Raw genomic sequence first — 18144 nt, forward strand, 5'->3', positions numbered from 1 at the left:
GTAAAGACCCCTCCGCGCGGGGCACCGGGCAGGCAGGGACGCGGGCAGCGACAACGGCGTTACCCGCACGGCAAGGGCAACCGCCTCGCCCCTACGGCAACGACAGCGGTCTGACCTGCACGGCAGCCCGCAGCGGTCCGTCCGAGCACCGGGACTCCCGCGAGCCCCCGCGCAACCAACTGTCACACCCCCGGCGTACGCTGTATGGCTGTCAACGGGGGAGCAGTGGGGAGTCGTCGTGTTCGAGAGCGTGGGGTCGCTTGCGGCCGGACCGTGGATCTATGCCGTGGTGGCCCTGTCGGTGCTCCTCGACGTGTTCGTGCCGGTGCTGCCGAGCGGCGTGCTCGTCATCACGGCCGGCACGGCCGCGGCGGCGGGTTCGGGCGCGGCGGCGGGCCAGGTCCCGCACGAGGTGCCGGACATCCTGGCCCTGATCCTCTCCGCGGCGACCGCCTCGGTCCTCGGTGACCTGGTGGCCTACCGGCTGGCCTGGCGGGGCGGGGAGCGCCTGGACCGGGCGATAGCCCGCTCCCGACGGCTGACCACCGCGCAGGAACGTCTCGGCGGCGCGCTCGCCCGGGGCGGCGGCGCGCTGGTCGTGCTGGCCCGGTTCGCCCCGGCCGGCCGCTCGGTCGTCTCCTTCTGCGCGGGCGCCGCCCACCGCCGCGCCCGCGACTTCCTGCCCTGGTCCGCGCTGGCCGGGCTGTCCTGGGCCGCCTACAGCGTCGCCCTCGGCTACTTCGGCGCCCAGTGGCTGGGCGCGACCTGGCTGGCCACGGCCGTCTCGGTGGCCGCGCTGTGCGCGGCGGGGACGGCGGCGGGCTTCCTGATGCGCCGGCGGCCGGCCTCCTGACGAAAGTTTCGGTGCGCCACGGGCGCCGGCCGCCGCGGCCACCCAGGGGCGCGGGGCGGTGTGCGTCGCACGGCTCCGCCGCGTGGGCGGGACCAGCCGCGACGGGCCTGCGGACGAGGTGCGGCCGCAGGCCCCGCGGTGCTCACCGGCGGGGCCGAAACGCTCAGCAGCTCGCCAGGTAGTTCGTCAGGGCGCTCTTCTCGGCGGAGTCGACGGAGAGGTCGTAGTAGTACTTCACCTGCACCCAGGCGCGGACGTACGTGCAGAGGTACGCCGAGCGGGACGGGATCCAGGTGGCCGGGTCCTGGTCGCCCTTGGCCTGGTTGACGTTGTCCGTGACGGCGATGAGCTGGGGCCGGGTGAGGTCGTTGGCGAAGGCCTGGCGCTGGGCCGTGGTCCACTTGCTCGCCCCGGAGTCCCAGGCCTCGGCCAGCGGGACCAGGTGGTCGATGTCGAGGTCGGCGGCGGCCGTCCAGGTGGCGCCGTCGTAGGGGGAGTACCAGCTGCCGCTGGTGGCGGCGCAGGAGGAGTCGGTGACGACGTTCGTGCCGTCCCGCTTCAGGACCGTCTCGCGCGTGTTGCAGGCGCCGCTGATGGTGATCCAGTGCGGGAAGAGGTCGCGGCTGTAGCCGGTGCGGTTCTCGGTGGCCACGGTGAGCTGGGAGAGGTAGCTGCGGGCGGTGGCGGCGCTGACCGGTGTGGGCAGGGCGGCGGAGGCGTTCGGGGAGTTGAACAGGGCGGCGGAGGCTATCAGGCCGGTGAGGGTCGCGAGTATGCTCAGCCGTCGACGCGCGTAGAGTTTCGGCATGGGAACTCCCTTGTGGGGTGGGGGTGTTGGGCGCGAGCGAGGGAATGCTCGCGGGGCCGTGTTGCCGTCGGGTGAGCGCTCGGTAAGAAGCTAGTGACGTGCTCATGACACGACAAGGTTCGCGGCCGAACTTTCACATCCCGTACGATGGGGCGCGCAGAAGGGGAGTAGCTCTTCGCCGGACCGTCGACATACTGCTCAGCCAGCCTGAGCCGGCGCCCGGAGGCGGACCCGGTTTCATCGAGGTCCGCCAGCGAGACCTTCGGCAAGCAGTGCACGCCCGTGCCCCCGGCACGGGCGCCCCGTGCGCTGCCGTGCCGAGGTGTCATCGCGTGACGTACCGCACTCTCGGTGGGGCAGCCCGACCGATTGAGGAACCTTGATCAGCATCACCGTGACGGCGCTCGTCTTCGGCGTCATCTTCCTGGCCGAGCTGCCGGACAAGACCGCGCTCGCCGGTCTCGTACTCGGCACCCGCTACCGCGCCGGTTACGTCTTCGCGGGTGTCGCCGCAGCCTTCCTGCTGCACGTCGTGCTCGCCGTCGCCGCGGGCAGCGTGCTCACCCTGCTGCCGCAGCAGATCGTGCACGCCCTCACCGGCGTCCTCTTCCTCGGCGGGGCCGCGATGCTGCTGCTGAAGAAGGGCGAGGACGAGGAGGAGATCAAGAAGCCCGCCGACCAGTCCTTCTGGAAGGTCGCGGGTACGGGCTTCATGCTCATCCTTGTCGCCGAGTTCGGCGATCTCACCCAGATCATGACCGCCAACCTCGCCGCCCGCTACGACGACCCGATCTCCGTCGGCCTCGGCGCGGTGCTGGGGCTGTGGGCGGTCGCCGGGCTCGGCATCGTGGGCGGAAAGGCCCTGATGAAGCGGGTGCCGCTGCGACTGATCACGCAGATCGCGGCGCTGCTGATGCTGGGCCTCGGTGTGTGGAGCCTGTACGAGGCCGTGGCGGGCTGAGCCCGGCCGGGGCGAACAGTGGGTGAACCCTGCCGGGAGGTGCTGGCGGAATCCGCTCCCGATTTTGTACCGTGGAGGAACAAAGTGGCTCCCGCTCGTTTTCCCTGACCGGCGAGCGGGGCCGCCTTTTCCCTTTTTCTTCCCTCCTGGAGCTGCCGATGCCGGCCACCGTCCTCACCGCCCGCGCCCTCCTGCTCGACATGGACGGCACCCTCGTCAACTCGGACGCCGTGGTCGAGCGCATCTGGCGGGGCTGGGCCGAGCGGCACGGGCTGGACGGCGACGAGGTGATGAAGGTCGTGCACGGCCGGCAGGGGCACGCCTCCATGGCCGTCCTGCTGCCCGGCCGGCCCGTGGAGCAGAACCTCGCCGACAACGCCCGCATGCTCGCCGCGGAGACCGCCGACACCGACGGCGTGGTCGAGATCCCCGGCGCGCGTGCCTTCCTCGCCTCCCTGCGCGATCTCCCGCACGCCCTGGTGACCTCCGCCGACGTCCCTCTGTCCACCGCTCGCATGAACGCCGCCGGGCTGCCCCTGCCCGAGATCCGCGTCACCGCCGAGTCGGTGGGTGCGAGCAAGCCCGATCCCGAGGGCTTCCTCAAGGGCGCGGCCGAGCTGGGTGTCGACCCGGCCGACTGCGTCGTCTTCGAGGACTCCGGTGCGGGTATCGCGGCGGGGCGGGCCGCGGGGATGCGGGTCGTCGGCGTCGGGCCGCGCGCCGGCGCCCACGGCCCCGACGCCGTCGTGGAGGACCTGACGCGGGTGACCGTCGAGGCCTTGGCCGACGGGACGATCCGGCTGCACGTCGGCTGACGGGGCGATCCGGGCGGGTTCACCGGGTGCGGGTCCGACGGGATGGGGTGCGGGTGCGGGTGCGTGGTGGGTTGCCCGCGCAGTTCCCCGCGCCCCTGAGGCCGGCCCGGTGCAGCCACTCGAAGGCCGCCGGGGGGCCGCGCGACGGCCGGGAACGAGCCGTATCCGGCAGGCTCTCCGGCCGCACGTCGTCCGGCGGGGCGGAGCCCCTACGGGTCCGGCGTCTCCGCCTCCAGGCTCTTGCGTGTCGCCGGGCCGTACACCCCCAGGTCGTCGCCCCGGACGCCCCGGGCCAGCTGGTAGTTGCGTACGGCGTCCTCGACCGGGCGGGTGAACACGCCGTTGATCCGGTCGCCGTAGAGGTTCAGCCGGCGCAGCCGCCGCTGGAGGTCGGCGACCTCCGGGCCGAAGTCGCCCCGCCGCAGCACCGGTGCGACGGCGGGCGTGGTTGTCGGGGTCGGGGTCGGCGGGACCGTCACGGGTGACGGGGTGGCGGAGGTGGAAGGGGACGGGCTGGGGGACGCCGAGGGGCTCGGTGAGGACGACGGCGAGGACGACGGGCTCGGGGCGGCCGACGTGGCGGGGGACTGCACGGGCGACCGGGACGGGGCCGGCGCCCCCGGTGCCGACGGCGACGCCGGGCCGGGTGTGGTCACGTCCGGGACGCTCTGCCTGACCTCTTCGGCCGCCCGGTCACGGGACGGCGTGTGGTACGAGAACAGCCCGCCGGCGAAACCGGCCGCCGCCGCGACCGCCACGCCCGCTCCCGCGACGGTCAGCAGCACCGTGCGCCGCGACCGGCGGCGGCGCCCGCCGACCGCGGACTCCACCGTGCCGGGCTCGACCGCCGTCCCGGGTTCGACTGCCGTCCCCGGCTCGGCCGCCGTACCGGGCGTGTCCGTCCCGTGGGCGCCGAACATCCGCAGGTCGGCCGTGTCCGGCCCGGTCGCCGCGCGCAGCGGCAGGGTGACTTCGACGGCCGGCACCGGGCGGGTCTGCGCGTCGGGCGGCGCCTCGGGTGCGGGGGGTGCCGTACCGGGCTCGACGTCCACGTAGGGCCGTATCCGCAGGGGATCGAAGTCATCCGCCGCTGCCGCCTCGGCCGTGCGCGCCGCGCGCAGGGCCTGCGCCGCTCGCTCGGTGCAGTCGCACGTCGGGGTGTGGTCCGGTCCCCGCGGCGCTGCGCACTCCGGGCAGGTGCGGCCCTCGGATTCACTCACGTGTTCGTGCCCTCCCCTCACGAACTTCAGAGACTATGCGGATTTCCTCCACATCCGCAGGACTCGACAGGCCATAACGGGTGACACCGATCACGATGGAAGAGGTGCACTCGAGCCCCGGGAGGACTCCATGGCCCTGGACACGCACGGCACGGCGAAGGGCGTGAGCGGCGGCGAACACGTTCCGGGCAGCGTGTTCGTCCCGATCGGCGCCCTGCTGCTCGGGCTGCTGCTCGCGGCGCTCGACCAGACCATCGTGTCGACCGCGCTGCCCACCATCGTCAGCGACCTCGGCGGCCTCGAGCACCTGTCCTGGGTGGTCACCGCCTATCTGCTGGCCTCGACCGCCGCGACCCCGCTGTGGGGAAAACTCGGCGACCAGTACGGCCGCAAGCGGCTGTTCCAGACGGCCATCGTGATCTTCCTGATCGGCTCGGCGCTGTGCGGCACGGCGCAGGACATGCCCCAGCTCATCGCCTTCCGGGCGCTGCAGGGACTGGGCGGCGGCGGACTGCTGGTGCTGTCCATGGCGATCGTCGGCGACCTCGTGCCGCCGCGCGAACGCGGCCGCTACCAGGGCCTGTTCGGCGCGGTCTTCGGCACTACCAGCGTGCTCGGGCCGCTGCTCGGCGGGCTGTTCACCGAGCATCTGAGCTGGCGCTGGGTGTTCTACATCAACCTGCCGGTGGGTGTCGTGGCCCTCGCCGTGATCGCCGCCGCCCTGCACATCCCGCGCCGCACCTCCCGCCATGTCATCGACTACCTCGGCACCTTCCTGATCGCCGCGGTCGCCACCTGCCTGGTCCTCGTCGCCTCGCTCGGCGGCACGACCTGGGCGTGGGACTCGGCACAGATCATCGGGCTCGCCGTGCTGGGCGTCCTGCTCGCCGTGGCGTTCGCCGCCGTGGAGCGCCGGGCCGCCGAACCGGTCCTGCCGCTCAAGCTGTTCGGCATTCGCACCTTCACGCTCGCCGCCGTCATCAGCTTCATCGTCGGCTTCGCCATGTTCGGCGCGCTGACCTACCTGCCGACCTTCCTCCAGGTGGTGCACGGCATCTCCCCGACCCTGTCCGGCGTGCACATGCTGCCGATGGTGCTCGGCCTGCTGCTGTCCTCCACCGTCTCCGGGCAGATCGTCAGCCGCACCGGCCGCTGGAAGGTCTTCCCGCTGACCGGAACGGCCGTCACCACCATCGGACTGCTCCTGCTGCACCGGCTGGACGAGCACAGCTCCACCGCACAGATGAGCGCCTGCTTCTTCGTCTTCGGCCTCGGACTGGGCCTGGTGATGCAGGTCCTGGTGCTGATCGTGCAGAACGCGGTCTCCTACGAGGACCTGGGCGTCGCCACCTCCGGCGCGACCTTCTTCCGCTCCATCGGCGCCTCCTTCGGCGTCGCCATCTTCGGCACGGTCTTCGCGAGCCGCCTCGGTGAGAAGCTCGCCGACGCCTTCCGCGGGGTCGGCCTGCCGCCCGGCGTGAGCGCCGACACGCTCGAGTCCGACCCGCGGGGCATCGCCGCGCTGCCGCCCGCGCTGCGCCCGGCCGCGCTGCACGCCTACGCGTCCGCCATCACCGACGTCTTCCTGTACGCCGTCCCGGTCGCCCTGCTCGGCTTCCTGCTGGCCTGGTTCCTGAAGGAGGACCGGCTGCGCGGCTCGGTCACCGCGCCCGACGCCTCCGAGACCATCCCGCCCAACCCGGTGGAACGCTCCTCCTACGACGAGGTGTGCCGCGCACTGTCCGTGCTCGGTACCCGGGAGGGCCGCCGCGAGATCTATCGGACGATCACCGAACGGGCCGGCTACGACCTGCTGCCCGCGGCCAGCTGGCTGCTGCTGCGCATCCGCAGGTACGGCTCCGTCGAGCCGGCCGTGCTCTCCGAGCGCACCCCTGTCCCGCTCCAGGCGGTCATGGCCGCCGCCCGCCAGGTCGAGGAACGGCGCCTCGCCCAGCGAGAGGGCCTGGACCTGGTGCTGACCGACTCCGGCCGCCAGGTCGCCGAACGGCTCGCCAACGCCCGGGAGGAGTCCCTGGCCGAGCTGCTCGGCGACTGGTGGCAGCCGGGCCGCGCCACCGACCTGACGCAACTGGTCAGGGAACTCACCGGCGAACTGTGCGGCGCCGAACGCGAACGGCCGCACAACGGTACGGTCACGAAGGCGGGTTGAGGGACTTGGTCGCCGGCAGCTCCTTGCGGAACCAGTGTTCGGCGTAGACGTCGTCGTTGTGCGGGCCCGTCTCGGTGTAGCCGAGGCGGGCGTACAGGGCGCGGGCCTCGACCAGGTCGGAGCGGGTGTCCAGGATGATCCGCCGGGCGCCGAGGGCGCGGGCGGCCTCCTCCTCGGCGGCGGCCACGAGGAGCGCGGCGCCGCCCTTGCCGCGCATACCCTCCACCACGAACACCCGGGTGAGTTCGGCCGTGTCCGGGTCCAGCAGCCGTACGCCCGCCGAGCCGGCCGGCTCCCCGTCGTACCGCCCGACGAGCAACTGCCCGGTGGGCGGTGCGAGTTCGTCCCCCGGCCGGGCCGCGATCTCCCGCTCCAGCTCGTCGGGCTCGGTGCGGCGCCCCTCGTGCAGCAGGTACCAGCGGTCGCTGACCTCCGTGTAGTACGCCCGCCACAGCGCGGCGGCGACCGGGGAGCCGTACGGTTCCGGGGCGATGGTCCACGTCATGCCGGCCATTCTCGAGCGCCGTCGCCCACCGTTCGCAACCGGATATCCGTGATCCCGCCCCCGGCCGAACGGGGCCGGGAGGAATACCGGAGGCCGACGTCCGACCTCGGCGAGGACGTGACCGGACCGCGCGGGTTCGCGCACTGACCGTACGCCTTCGGATCCGGCCGCCGTTTGTCGCCTGTGTTCCGGGTCACCCGGAGGAGGAACCGGCCAGCGGGGCCGGTCCGATCGGAAGGCAACAATGTCCACAGGCCTGATCATTCTGTTGATCGTGATCGCGGCGGTCGTGGTCGTCGGCGCCGCCGCCTTGACGTTCGGCCGCGCACGGCGCGGCGGGCCCAGCCTCAAGCGACGCTTCGGACCCGAGTACGAGCGGACCGTCGCCCTGCACGACGGGGACACCAAGGCCGCCGAGCGGGAGCTGGCCGAGCGCGTCGAACACCACGGTGACCTACGGGAACGGCCGCTGGACCGCGACGAGCGGGAGCGGTACGAGGCCCGCTGGACGGCCGTCCAGGAACGCTTCGTCGACTCACCCCGGGAGGCGGTGGCCGAGGCCGACCGGCTGCTCGCGGAGCTGGCCGCCGTCCGCGGCTACCCCGACGGCAGGGAGTACGAGGAGCAGCTCGCCGCGCTGTCCGTGCACCACGCCGACCACGTCGACGGCTACCGGCAGGTGCACCGGATGGCCCGCGCCGGGGCGGGCGGTGGCGTGAGCGAGAACGGCGCCGGGACCGAGGAGATGCGGACCGCCCTGGTCGGGGCCCGCGCCCTCTTCGACGACCTGACCAGCCCCGGCACGGACACCGGCCGGCACCGCGCGGCCTCCGGCACGGCCGGGCCCCCGGCCGCCTCCGGTACCCGTTCCCGCGAGCGCTCCCATGCGCCGTGGGCCACGCACAGGAGCCGACCGAAGGAGAGTTGAGCGTCATGACGGACCAGACGACCGGCTCCGGCGACGAGCGGTACCCCACCGGGCGCTTCCCGCGCACGCCGGACGACGAGTGGGTACCGGGAGACCCGGCACCGGGCCACCGGGCACCGAGGGAGGCCCGCCCCGAGGAGCGGCTGCCCGGCGAACCGACACGGGGCGGGAACAGGCTGGACGAGAACACGGGACGGACTCCGGGCGAGGGCTCGGGCGGCCGGATTCCGGGGGCGACCGGGGCCGCCGCGGGATCGCGTTCCGGAGGACACCACCTGCCGCACGGCTCCGAGGGCCTGGCGCCCGGCACGGAGGACCTGGGCGCGGAGACGCCCGGCACACGCGGTACGGGCGATGAGGCGCAGGTGTCCGAGAGGCGCCGGATGCCGGACGACGGGCTGGGCGCCGCCTCCACGGGTGACGTCGCCGGACGTGAGGCCGGTACGACCGAGTCCCGGGCGGCGGACACCTGGCCGACGGCACCGGGCAGCCCCGCCGCATCCGGCGGCACGACGGCCCCCGGCGGCGCACCCGGAGCCGGCGGCGAGACGGCTGCCCCCGCCTACTCCGGCACTGGCGGCGCGACGGCTGCCCCCGCCCCCTCCGGTACCGGCGGCGAGGCAGCGCCCGGATCCTCCTCCGGGGCCGCCGCCCCCCTCCTCGCGCACGACGAGACGGATCGTTGGGAGGAGCGGATGCGGCAGGTGGTGGCCGGGTTCGTGGACGAGCCCCTGGGTGCGGTCGAGGAGGCCGATCGGACGCTGGAGGAGATCGCCGCGCGGTTCAGCGAGGCCGTGACCCGGCGGCGCCGCACCCTGCGCAGGTCGTGGGAGGGCACCGAGGAACGCGGGCCCGGCTCGGACACCGACACCGAGCAACTTCGGCTCGCCCTGCGCGACTACCGGGAACTGGCCGGTCGCCTGCTACACAGCTGACCCCGGCCCGTCCCCCGTGGCGGCAGCCCTGCGCTGCCGCCACGCCCGCACGACCTCCTCGACGTCGTACGGCTTCTTCCCCAGCGGGGGACCGGGCGGCGGCTTGAACATCATGTCGCGGATCTTGACGTTGACGTTCTCGATGATCTTCCGGGCGATCCGCTCCGAGGGCGCCGCGTACGCCGCCTCGAGCGCGTCCTCGGCCTCCTTGCGCAGGGCCAGCGCGGGCGGCAGCACGGCCAGCCCCTCGCGGGCCATCTTCCGCCTGACCCACCACAGTTCGTCGTAGCCGGAGTCCAGCTCCGCGGGCAGCGGCTCGCCCGCCCCCGGCAGCCGCTCGAACTCACCGCGCGCCTGCGCGTCGCGGATCTGCTTGTCGACCCAGGACTCGAACGGGACACCCGGTGGCTTTCGCTCGGTCATGAACCCATTGTGCCGGACGCGACCCCGCCGGGCGTTTTATCATGCGGCGGCGGTACGGCGATCCGGCCACCGCTCAGGAACTCTCGGACGCTGCAGCCGCTTCACTGCTTCAGGGGGAACACGCGTGCTCGAACTCACCATGGCCACCGTCTCGGGCGCCGACGCGGGCGCCACGGCCGGCATGACGATGGCCGACGCACCCAGCGAACCCGGCGCCGTGCTGCGGGTCGGCCGCGACGCCTCCGTGTGCCGGCTGGTCACCCCCGAGGACTGGCTCTTCGTCTCCCGCGTCCACCTGGAGTTCCTGTGCGGCCCCGACGGCGGCTGGCAACTGACCTGGCTGCGCGGTTCCCAGGCCGACCCGGCGTCCGAAGTGCGGCTGACCATCGGCGAGTACGCGCAGCCGATCGGCTACGGCGCGACCGTCCCGCTCCCGCACGGCGGCTCCGGCGAGATCGTCGTCCAGGACCGCACGGCGCCGCACAGCGTCAACGTGGGCTTCTACCACGAAGTGTGAGCGCGGCCCGCGGACGGGCTCAGCCCAGCACGCGGGCCACCGCGAAGCCGTCGTAGCCCTTCTGGCCGACCGTCTGGATGGCGGTACCGCTCAACCTGGGGTGATCGGCGATCAGTTCGATCGCGGCACGGGTGCCGACCACGTCCGGCGCGGCGCTGCTCGCGTCGGCGATCCGGCCGTCGCGCACCACGTTGTCCACGACGATCAGGCTGCCCGCGCGGGTGAGCCGCAGCGCCCACTCCACGTAGTGCCCGTTGTTGGCCTTGTCGGCGTCGATGAACACCAGGTCGAAGGGGGCGGGGTTCTCGTCGGCGAGCTTGGGCAGCGACTCCAGGGCCGGGCCCACCCGCACCTCGGCGATCCGCTCCAGGCCCGCGCGGGCGATGTTCCGGACGGCCACCTCGGCGTGCTTGGCGCTGTACTCCAGCGAGATCAGCCTGCCGTCCTCGGGCAGGGCACGGGCCAGCCAGATGGTGCTGTACCCGGCGAGCGTGCCGATCTCCAGGATGGTGCGCGCGCCCTGCACCTGGGCGAGCAGTTGCAGGAACTTGCCCTGCGCGGCCGTGACGCCGATGGGCGGCAGCCCGGCGGCCTCACTCTCCCGCAGCGCCGCCCGGAGCGCCTCGTCGTCCGGAGAGAGGTGGCTGATGAAGTAGTCGTCGACGTCGTCCCAGAGCTGCGACCCGCTCATGCGCCTGCTGCCTTTCCCGAGTGTCGTCCCGAGGCTCCTCGGCCCTGCCCACCTCGGTACCTCGATCATCTCAGCCGAGCGGCGCGGACGGGGAGAGCGGCGGCGGGGGCTGCATCGGCGGCGGGGGAATGACCGGCCGCCGGATCGCCCCGAGCGGTACGACTGCCCGCGGCCGCGGGCAGTACGGCGGGCGGCACCTCCCGGGGCGCGGGGAGCGCGCGATCAGTCCCCGCGCGCCCGCACCCGGCACACGGCCTCAGGCCCCCCGGCGCTCACCGCTGCTCCACGGCCGGGGCGGAACCCGGCAGCGGCCGGCCCGCGGACTCGGCCATCCGCCACACCGCGAACCCGCCCACGACGGCCGCGGCCATCATGTAGTACGCGGGCATCATCATGTTCCCGGTCGCCCCGATCAGCGCGGTCACGACCAGCGGAGTCGTACCGCCGAACAGGGACACGGACACGTTGAAGCCGATGGACAGGGAGCCGTAGCGCACCCGGGTCGGGAACAGGGCGGGCAGCGCGGCGGGCATGGCCGCCGTGAAGCAGACCAGGAGCAGACCCAGCGCACCCATGCCCAGCGCGACAGCGACCAGGCTGCCCTGGCGGATCAGCAGCAGCGCGGGGATGGACAGGAGCAGGAAGCCCGCGCAGCCCGCCGCGATCACCGGGCGGCGGCCGACCCGGTCGGTCAGCGCGCCCGCGAACGGCTGGACGATCATCATCAGGGCCATCACACCGAGGACGACCAGCAGCCCGTGCGTCTCGTCGTACTTCAGCTCGCTGGTGAGGTAGCTCGGCATGTACGACAGCAGCATGTAGTCGGTGACGTTGAAGACCAGGACCAGGCCCATGCAGATCAGCAGGGACTTCCACTGGCCCGTCACCATCTCGCGCAGCGGCACCTTCGGCCGGGCCGCCTCCGCCTTCTCGACCTCCGCCGCGAACGCCGGGGTCTCCTCGAGGCGCATCCGCAGGTACAGACCGATGATGCCCATCGGGCCCGCGATCAGGAACGGGATGCGCCAGCCCCAGGCGAGCAGGTCGTCCGAGGAGAGCAGGGCGGTCATCACGGTGACCAGGCCCGCGCCGCCGATGTAGCCGGCGAGCGTGCCGAACTCCAGCCAGCTGCCGAAGAAGCCGCGCTTCTTGTCCGGCGCGTACTCGGCGATGAAGGTGGAGGCGCCGGCGTATTCACCGCCGGTCGAGAAGCCCTGCACCAGGCGGGCGGCCAGCAGGAGCAGCGGCGCGCCCACGCCGATCGTGGCGTACGACGGGATCAGGCCGATCGCGAACGTTCCCACCGCCATCATGATCATCGTGAGGGCGAGGACCTTCTGCCGGCCCACGCGGTCGCCCAGCGGGCCGAAGACCATGCCGCCGAGAGGGCGGACCAGGAAGGCCGCGGCGAAGGCGCCGAACGTCGACAGCAGCTGCGCGGTCGGGTTGCCGGACGGGAAGAAGACCTTGCCCAGGGTGACAGCGATGTAGCTGTAGACACCGAAGTCGAACCACTCCATCGCGTTGCCGAGCGCCGCCGCCTTCACGGCGCGCTTGACCAGCGCGGGGTCGGTGACGGTGACGTCGCGGGCCTTGCTGGCCCTGCGGGTCTTCAGATGCGGGGTGACGGCTGTGGCGGTCGCCAAAACGAGGCTCGCCTACCTTTCGACGGGAGCAGGTACGCGGCCCGGGCGGCGGCGCTGCCGGGATACGGGCCGAAAAGCGACCATAGGGGGAGTTCGGTCCCTTACGTCCCGTAGGCGAGTCGATGCATAGGGCAGCCAAAGGGTGTCTGTGCAGGTACGTCTGCCCGCTCACGCAGTGCCATTCCTGCTGCTCACTGTGATCCTTCTCGCCCCCCGGGCACGCAACCGGACCCGGTGCGCACTATCGTCTTTCGGACAAAGGTGGACGGATGTCAGGCAAAGCGGGGGGTGTCTGCGTCCTCTTCCGAGGGGTCTGCGAGCCTGAAAAACGGGGATCGCGGAGGGAACCCGGCGCGCGGCGCGCCCGGGACGAACGGGGCGGGAGGCCGGCGAGGCGTGGCGAACGTGGAGCACAGCGGGCGACCGACGGAGGCCTTCGGGGCGCGGCTGCGGGCGGCCTGGCTCGCCCTGTGGGCGGTGGCGGCGATCCTCGCCGTACGGCAGGTGGCCGCCGTCCTCACCACCCCGAGCGGGGAGCGGCTCACCGACCTGGAGACCTGGGTCGGCGACGAGGGCGTCCTGCACGTGAAGGGCTCGCTCTACGACTCGACGCAGTTCACCGGCACCCCCTTCGCCGGCCTGGTGCTCAAACCGCTGACCCGTGCCGCCGAGGCGGCCCTCGGCTGGGGCTGGACCTTCGGCACCCTGCTGCTGGTCGGCGCCCTCGGCCTGGTCGCCGCCCGCGCGCTGCCCCAGCCGGTCAGCCGCCGTACCTCCCTGCTGGCCGCCCCGGTCGCCGTCAGCCTGCTCATGCTGTCCCTGCCGGTCCGCAACACCCTGTGGCTCGGCCAGACCAGCGTCATCCCGGTGCTGCTCGTCCTGCTCGGCTGCTTCGTCGTGCGCGGGGAACGCGCGAGCGGCCTGTGCATGGGCCTGGCCGCCGCCCTCCAGCCGACGGTGCTGCTGTTCGCCCCGCTGCTGTGGTTCACCGGCCGCCGCAAGGCCGCCCTCACCACGGCCGGCACCTTCGCCGCCTGCACCGTCCTCGCCTGGGCGGCGATGCCGCACGACTCCCACACCTACTGGGTGCACCACATGGCCGGCGCGGGCCTCGGCGGCGAGGCCGACGACCTCGCCAACCAGTCCCTGCACGGCGCCCTGCTCCGCCTGGACCTCACCGGCCCGCTGGAGGTCGTCCTCTTCCTGCTGCTGGGCGCCACCGTCACCGTCCTCGCCCTGCGCCGGGCCGTCCGCTACGCCCACGACGGCCAGCTCCTGCTCGCCGTCGCCCTCACCGGCTGTGCCGCGGTCGCCGTCTCTCCCACCACCTGGCAGCACCAGCTGCTGTGGGTGCTGCTCGCCGTCGTCGGCCGGGTCGGCAAGCGGGCCTCCGACCGTTACGTCTGGCCGGTGGCCGTCGTCCTGGTGACCACGCTCCCGGCGCAGATGATGCTGCCGCACATGCCGGTGATGTACCCGCTGCGGGACAACCTCGTCCTGCTCGCGGCCCTGGCCGCCGCCACGGCCGTCCCGTTCCTGTCCCGCACCTCGCCGCACTACCAGATCCCGGTCCCGGCGGAGCACGCCCCGCAGCTCCCGGCCCGCTTCCGCAACATTCCGCTCCTGCCCTTCCTCCGCCGGGTCCTCACCCGCCCCAACCTGCTCCTCGAACTGCTCCTGCTCCGCGTCACGTACGCGGCCTACCAGCAGGTGCGCCTCGCCGCGACCGGCGGCAGCAACTCCGCGGGCCGGGCGACCGCCGAGCACCACGGCCATCTGGTCCTGGACGTCGAACGCTTCCTGCACATAGACATCGAGCACGCCGTCAACCACACGGTCGTGCGGATCGGCTGGCTGCGGGACTTCTTCGACTTCTACTACGAGTCCTTCCACTTCGTGGTCCCCCTGACCGTCCTCGGCGTCCTCTACTGGCGCCGCCCGGTGGACTACCGCTGGGCCCGCGCCTCCCTCGGCTTCGCCACCCTGCTCGCCCTGGTCGGCTTCTGGCTCTTCCCGCTGGCCCCGCCGCGCCTGATGCCGACCCTCGGCGTCATCGACACCGTCCACGGCGTCCAGGACTTCTCCCAGCCGGACTACGGCACCCTGACCGCCCTGACCAACCAGTACGCGGCGATGCCGTCCCTGCACTTCGGCTGGTCCCTGTGGTGCGGGGTGGTCATCGCGGTCATCGCCCCGAAGTGGTGGATGAAGGCCCTCGGCCTCCTGCACCCCTTCTTCACCGTCTCGGCCATCGTCGCCACCGGCAACCACTGGGTCCTGGACGCGGTCGGCGGCGCGGCGGTGGTCGGCGCGGGCTTCGGGCTGTCGTACCTGTTCCAGGGGCCGCGGGCCCGCGTGGTGGCCCGGGCGGCGGCCCAGGACAGCCGGGAGGCGGTCAAGGAGGCGGCCGCCGGCTGAGATCACGGATCCAGTCCATGACTGCTCCCCCCACTCGCATGCGGGGCCTGCCCGCATTCGAACCACACCGTCTTGCCGCCGTCGATCCCCCTGGACACGCCCCATTTGCCGACCACGGCGTCCACCAGACCAAGTCCGCGGCCGCTCTCCGCATCCAGGGAGGTGCCTTCGGTCACGAGCGGGAGCTGGGTGAAGCCATCGGTCACCTCGACCCGTACGCCCGCCGTCAGCCGTGCCAGCAGGAGTGTGCAGCGGCGGTCCGGGACGTGCCGGACGACATTGGTCACCAGCTCGCTGACGCCCAGCTCCACGGCGAACGTCAGCTCCGGCAGCTGCCATTCGTCCAGCAGCGAGCGGACGATCCGGCGGATGTGACGTACCGAGTGCTCCCCGACGGTGAGGTGCATGCGGTACTGGGGGGTTCGCGGAATGTTCAGGTTCACGCTACGAGGCTGACCTCGTATCACTACGCTGGGCTACAGGACGGACACAACGGGTCCGGATGTGGGCTCTGTTGCGTGAGAGGGGACCAACCGTGGCCAACATCAACACCCTCGACCCGGGTGCCTCGCCGCTCGACTACTACGGCTTCGAGTTGCGGCGCTGCCGAGAAGCGGCCGGCCTGACCCAGCGGCAACTGGGGGACATCGTCAACTACACGGGGTCGCTCGTCGGCCAGGTGGAGACGGCCAGGAAGGTACCGACACCGGAGTTCAGCGAGCGGGTGGATGCGGCGTTGGGGACGGGTGGGTTGCTTTCACGGCTCGTCGAGCTGGTGCTGCGAAGCCAACTTCCGGCGTGGTTCAGGGAAGTGGCCGAGCTGGAAGCGCGGGCGACGAAGATCTGCACCTTCCAGATGGGCATGATTCACGGTCTGCTTCAGACACCCACGTACGCGCGCGCCACGCTCGGCACGATCGATGAGACCGGCATCGAGGACCGCACCGCCGCGCGGCTGGTGCGGCAACGCATCTTCCAGAAGAGCACGCCGCCTTCTTTCTGGGGGGTCTTCAGCGAGGCCGCCTTGTACCAGGAGATCGGCCGCGGCGGGACCATGCGGGAGCAACTGGCCCACCTGTTGTCGTACGAGCGCGATCCCCGGATCAACATCCAGATCCTGCCGTTCTCGGCTGGAGAGCACGCGGGGCTGACAGGCTCATTCACCCTCTTCAACTTCGCGAGCGATCCCACCATCGTCTATACGGAGGGCTACGGCAGCGCGCATCCCACGGCCAACCCGGAGACCGTCGCGGACTGCTCGCTCCGTTACGATCATCTTCAAGCCGCCGCACTCTCCATCAGGGACTCGGCGGACCTGATCCGGGGTGTCATGGAGGACCGCTATGGAGAGCAACTGGCGTAAGTCCAGCTACAGCAGCGACCAGGGCGGTGAATGCGTAGAGGTCGCCGAAACCCCCACCGCCACCATCGCCATCCGCGACTCCAAGAACCCGGAGGGACCGATCCTCACGGTCGACCCCGCCGCGTTCACCACCTTCCTGTCCTGGACGTCCACAGCCGCTGAGTGATCGTCCCGGTCGCCGTCGCACGCCCACGCACATGCGACGGGGGTTGACCTTTTGTCACTCCCGTCCCGAGGCCACCACCGCCAGTGCCCCCGACGCCAGGGCCGCGAGCAGCAGCGGGATGCCGAGGCCGTGGTGGAGGACCAGCCAGGCGCCCAGGCAGGCGCCGCCGAGCATGGCGATCACCGAGGCCGTGCGGCGTGGGGAGCGGTGGCCGGTGGCGTCGCCGAGGCGGGATTCGGACGCCAGGCCGGTCAGGGTCATCGTCAGGACCGTCGTCGTCAGGTCGGGGACGCCCAGTTTGCGGACCGTCGCGTTGCGCAGACCCATCGCGAAGGCCGTGAGCGCGATGAGGGCGTAGACCGTGCCGGTGGCGTCCGGCCAGGCGAAGGCCACCGCCGCCGACACCCCCACCAGCACCGCCTCCGCCGCCAGTGTGAGGCGGGCCCAGCGGCGCCGGGAGCCGCCTCCGAAGCGCGCCGCCACCCGGCCGCCCACCACCGCGCCCAGCAGGAAGCAGGCCAGCGAGGTGGCCGTGTGCGGGACGGAGAAGCCCGGGGCGCCGGCCGCCGCGAAGCCCAGGACCACCACGTTGCCCGTCATGTTGGCCGTGAACACCCGGCCCAGGCCCAGATAACTGACGGCGTCGATCAGACCGCTCACCACGGTCAGGATCAGGAGGACGGCCACCAGCCGCACCCCGCGTTCCTCCGGGTCCGCTGTCGTCGGGGTCGTCATCGTTCCTCCGGTCGGCCGGACGGGCAAGGTGATGACAACTCCACCATGAGCGCGGGGCGTATGTCGGATGTCCCGGCCGAGCGTGTCTGCGTAGCGTCCCGGACATGAGACAGAACGCGATCGATCCACAGGAGACGCGGTTGAGTTGGCGGGTGCGGAAGGCGCCCGGACATGCGCGCGCACCCTCGCCGTACGGGGGCGAGGGTGCGGGTGCTGGACAGGGGGGCCGTCGACCACGCGGGGTCGTACCGGGCGGCCCCGGCCCGGATCGCGCGCCGGCTCAGCGGCGGGGCGGCCTGGCGCGCCTGGCGGCTCGCAGGGAGCGGCTCAGTACCAGCCGTTGGCCTGCCAGAAGCTCCAGGCCTTGACCGGGCTGCCGTAGCGGGAGTTCATGTAGTCCAGACCCCACTTGATCTGGGTGGCCGGGTTGGTCTTCCAGTCGGCACCGGCCGAGGACATCTTCGAGGCCGGCAGGGCCTGGACCAGGCCGTAGGCGCCGGACGAGCTGTTGGTGGCGGCCGGGTTCCAGCCACTCTCGTGCTCGACGATCTTGCTGAACGCGTTGTACTGGGCGGCGTCCGGGATCATCTTGTGCGCGATCGCCTGGGCGGAGGAGGCCGAGGTGGGGGCGGCCTGGGCGGGCGCCGCGCTCAGCGCCATACCGGCGGTGGCGGCGGCCAGGGCGGCGGCGGTGAGGGCCTTCTTCGGGGAAGCGATGCGGCGGATGAAGGAGACGGACACGGAGAACCTCTTGCGTCGGGGACGGGGGATCGCCCGCATGGGGTGGACCACGCGCTGTGGCCGCATGCGTCGGCGCCCCGGCCCTGAGGGCTCGTGGCGCCTGGCGACGTCGTCCAGATAAGCAGGCTCGAAATCCGTCCGCAATGACCCCTTTTACTAGTTGTGGCCGGATCGAGGGGAAACGTCGGTGGTGTGGCGTGGCTCTCGAACCGCAGGTCAGTGGGGGTGTCGGAACGGGTGTATCGGACA

The 18144-nt window shown here is 72.3% G+C and carries 19 protein-coding genes; 10 read left to right on the forward strand and 9 right to left on the reverse strand.

Annotation, left to right across the window (positions count from 1 at the left end; all coding sequences use genetic code 11):
- Window positions 1-238 precede the first annotated feature (238 nt).
- The gene (locus ACGFRF_RS29555; RefSeq protein ID WP_393745053.1) at window positions 239-853 is read left to right on the forward strand and encodes a DedA family protein; all 615 of its coding nucleotides are present in this window, start codon (window positions 239-241) and stop codon (window positions 851-853) included.
- A 163-nt stretch (window positions 854-1016) separates the two neighbouring features.
- Here the strand turns inward: ACGFRF_RS29555 and ACGFRF_RS29560 are convergent, their stop codons facing one another.
- On the reverse strand, window positions 1017-1661 hold the full coding sequence (locus ACGFRF_RS29560; RefSeq protein WP_393745055.1) for an HNH endonuclease family protein: 645 nt from the start codon (window positions 1659-1661) through the stop codon (window positions 1017-1019).
- Between the two features lie 379 nt (window positions 1662-2040).
- On the opposite strand from ACGFRF_RS29560, the gene ACGFRF_RS29565 reads away from it, so the two are divergent.
- A complete protein-coding gene (locus tag ACGFRF_RS29565; protein WP_393745057.1) occupies window positions 2041-2622 on the forward strand; it encodes a TMEM165/GDT1 family protein in 582 nt (193 codons plus the stop codon).
- A gap of 158 nt (window positions 2623-2780) precedes the next feature.
- Window positions 2781-3437 carry an HAD-IA family hydrolase gene (locus ACGFRF_RS29570; RefSeq protein ID WP_393745059.1) on the forward strand — a complete coding sequence of 219 codons (657 nt, stop codon included), beginning with the start codon at window positions 2781-2783 and terminating at the stop codon, window positions 3435-3437.
- A 209-nt stretch (window positions 3438-3646) separates the two neighbouring features.
- On the opposite strand, the gene ACGFRF_RS29575 is transcribed toward ACGFRF_RS29570, so the two are convergent.
- Window positions 3647-4657, reverse strand: coding sequence for a peptidoglycan-binding protein (locus ACGFRF_RS29575; protein WP_393745061.1), 1011 nt, complete (start codon window positions 4655-4657; stop codon window positions 3647-3649).
- Window positions 4658-4787: 130 nt separating this feature from the next.
- Here ACGFRF_RS29575 and ACGFRF_RS29580 point away from each other — a divergent pair, with 130 nt between their 5' ends.
- The gene (locus tag ACGFRF_RS29580; protein ID WP_393745063.1) at window positions 4788-6827 is read left to right on the forward strand and encodes a DHA2 family efflux MFS transporter permease subunit; all 2040 of its coding nucleotides are present in this window, start codon (window positions 4788-4790) and stop codon (window positions 6825-6827) included.
- On the opposite strand, the gene ACGFRF_RS29585 is transcribed toward ACGFRF_RS29580, so the two are convergent.
- A complete protein-coding gene (locus tag ACGFRF_RS29585) occupies window positions 6811-7332 on the reverse strand; it encodes a GNAT family N-acetyltransferase (protein ID WP_393745065.1) in 522 nt (173 codons plus the stop codon). The genes ACGFRF_RS29580 and ACGFRF_RS29585 overlap by 17 nt on opposite strands.
- A 244-nt stretch (window positions 7333-7576) precedes the next feature.
- Between ACGFRF_RS29585 and ACGFRF_RS29590 the strand changes: the two genes are divergently transcribed.
- Both ACGFRF_RS29590 and ACGFRF_RS29595 read left to right on the forward strand, forming a co-directional pair.
- Entirely contained in the window at window positions 7577-8260 is a 684-nt protein-coding gene (locus ACGFRF_RS29590) for a hypothetical protein (RefSeq protein ID WP_393745067.1), read from the forward strand.
- A gap of 5 nt (window positions 8261-8265) precedes the next feature.
- Window positions 8266-9195: a hypothetical protein gene (locus tag ACGFRF_RS29595; protein ID WP_393745069.1), complete on the forward strand. Its 930-nt coding sequence runs from the start codon at window positions 8266-8268 to the stop codon at window positions 9193-9195.
- On the opposite strand, the gene ACGFRF_RS29600 is transcribed toward ACGFRF_RS29595, so the two are convergent.
- The gene (locus ACGFRF_RS29600) at window positions 9184-9618 is read right to left on the reverse strand and encodes a DUF1992 domain-containing protein (protein ID WP_393745071.1); all 435 of its coding nucleotides are present in this window, start codon (window positions 9616-9618) and stop codon (window positions 9184-9186) included. The genes ACGFRF_RS29595 and ACGFRF_RS29600 overlap by 12 nt on opposite strands.
- Window positions 9619-9742: 124 nt before the next feature.
- On the opposite strand from ACGFRF_RS29600, the gene ACGFRF_RS29605 reads away from it, so the two are divergent.
- Complete coding sequence (locus ACGFRF_RS29605; RefSeq protein WP_393745073.1) at window positions 9743-10135, forward strand: hypothetical protein; 393 nt, start codon at window positions 9743-9745, stop codon at window positions 10133-10135.
- Between the two features lie 19 nt (window positions 10136-10154).
- On the opposite strand, the gene ACGFRF_RS29610 is transcribed toward ACGFRF_RS29605, so the two are convergent.
- Window positions 10155-10826 (reverse strand): O-methyltransferase, encoded by a 672-nt coding sequence (locus tag ACGFRF_RS29610; RefSeq protein ID WP_393745075.1) that lies wholly within the window; start codon window positions 10824-10826, stop codon window positions 10155-10157.
- A 272-nt stretch (window positions 10827-11098) separates the two neighbouring features.
- The gene (gene proP, locus ACGFRF_RS29615; RefSeq protein WP_393745077.1) at window positions 11099-12472 is read right to left on the reverse strand and encodes a glycine betaine/L-proline transporter ProP; all 1374 of its coding nucleotides are present in this window, start codon (window positions 12470-12472) and stop codon (window positions 11099-11101) included.
- A 396-nt stretch (window positions 12473-12868) separates the two neighbouring features.
- Here proP and ACGFRF_RS29620 point away from each other — a divergent pair, with 396 nt between their 5' ends.
- Window positions 12869-14890 (forward strand): bifunctional glycosyltransferase 87/phosphatase PAP2 family protein, encoded by a 2022-nt coding sequence (locus ACGFRF_RS29620; RefSeq protein WP_393745079.1) that lies wholly within the window; start codon window positions 12869-12871, stop codon window positions 14888-14890.
- A gap of 2 nt (window positions 14891-14892) precedes the next feature.
- Here the strand turns inward: ACGFRF_RS29620 and ACGFRF_RS29625 are convergent, their stop codons facing one another.
- Entirely contained in the window at window positions 14893-15297 is a 405-nt protein-coding gene (locus ACGFRF_RS29625; RefSeq protein ID WP_393745136.1) for an ATP-binding protein, read from the reverse strand.
- 128 nt (window positions 15298-15425) lie between these two features.
- On the opposite strand from ACGFRF_RS29625, the gene ACGFRF_RS29630 reads away from it, so the two are divergent.
- Together ACGFRF_RS29630 and ACGFRF_RS29635 are read left to right on the forward strand one after the other, a co-directional pair.
- A complete protein-coding gene (locus tag ACGFRF_RS29630; RefSeq protein ID WP_393745081.1) occupies window positions 15426-16253 on the forward strand; it encodes a helix-turn-helix domain-containing protein in 828 nt (275 codons plus the stop codon).
- Window positions 16234-16419 (forward strand): DUF397 domain-containing protein, encoded by a 186-nt coding sequence (locus ACGFRF_RS29635; RefSeq protein WP_393745083.1) that lies wholly within the window; start codon window positions 16234-16236, stop codon window positions 16417-16419. The genes ACGFRF_RS29630 and ACGFRF_RS29635 overlap by 20 nt, the downstream gene beginning before the upstream one ends.
- A gap of 54 nt (window positions 16420-16473) precedes the next feature.
- Here ACGFRF_RS29635 and ACGFRF_RS29640 read toward each other — a convergent pair whose 3' ends face one another.
- On the reverse strand, window positions 16474-17154 hold the full coding sequence (locus ACGFRF_RS29640) for a YoaK family protein (protein ID WP_393745085.1): 681 nt from the start codon (window positions 17152-17154) through the stop codon (window positions 16474-16476).
- 327 nt (window positions 17155-17481) lie between these two features.
- A complete protein-coding gene (locus tag ACGFRF_RS29645) occupies window positions 17482-17895 on the reverse strand; it encodes a transglycosylase SLT domain-containing protein (RefSeq protein WP_393745087.1) in 414 nt (137 codons plus the stop codon).
- Window positions 17896-18144: the final 249 nt, after the last annotated feature.

The sequence above is a fragment of the Streptomyces sp. NPDC048521 genome, from assembly GCF_043199855.1.
In the GTDB taxonomy this organism is placed as follows: domain Bacteria; phylum Actinomycetota; class Actinomycetes; order Streptomycetales; family Streptomycetaceae; genus Streptomyces.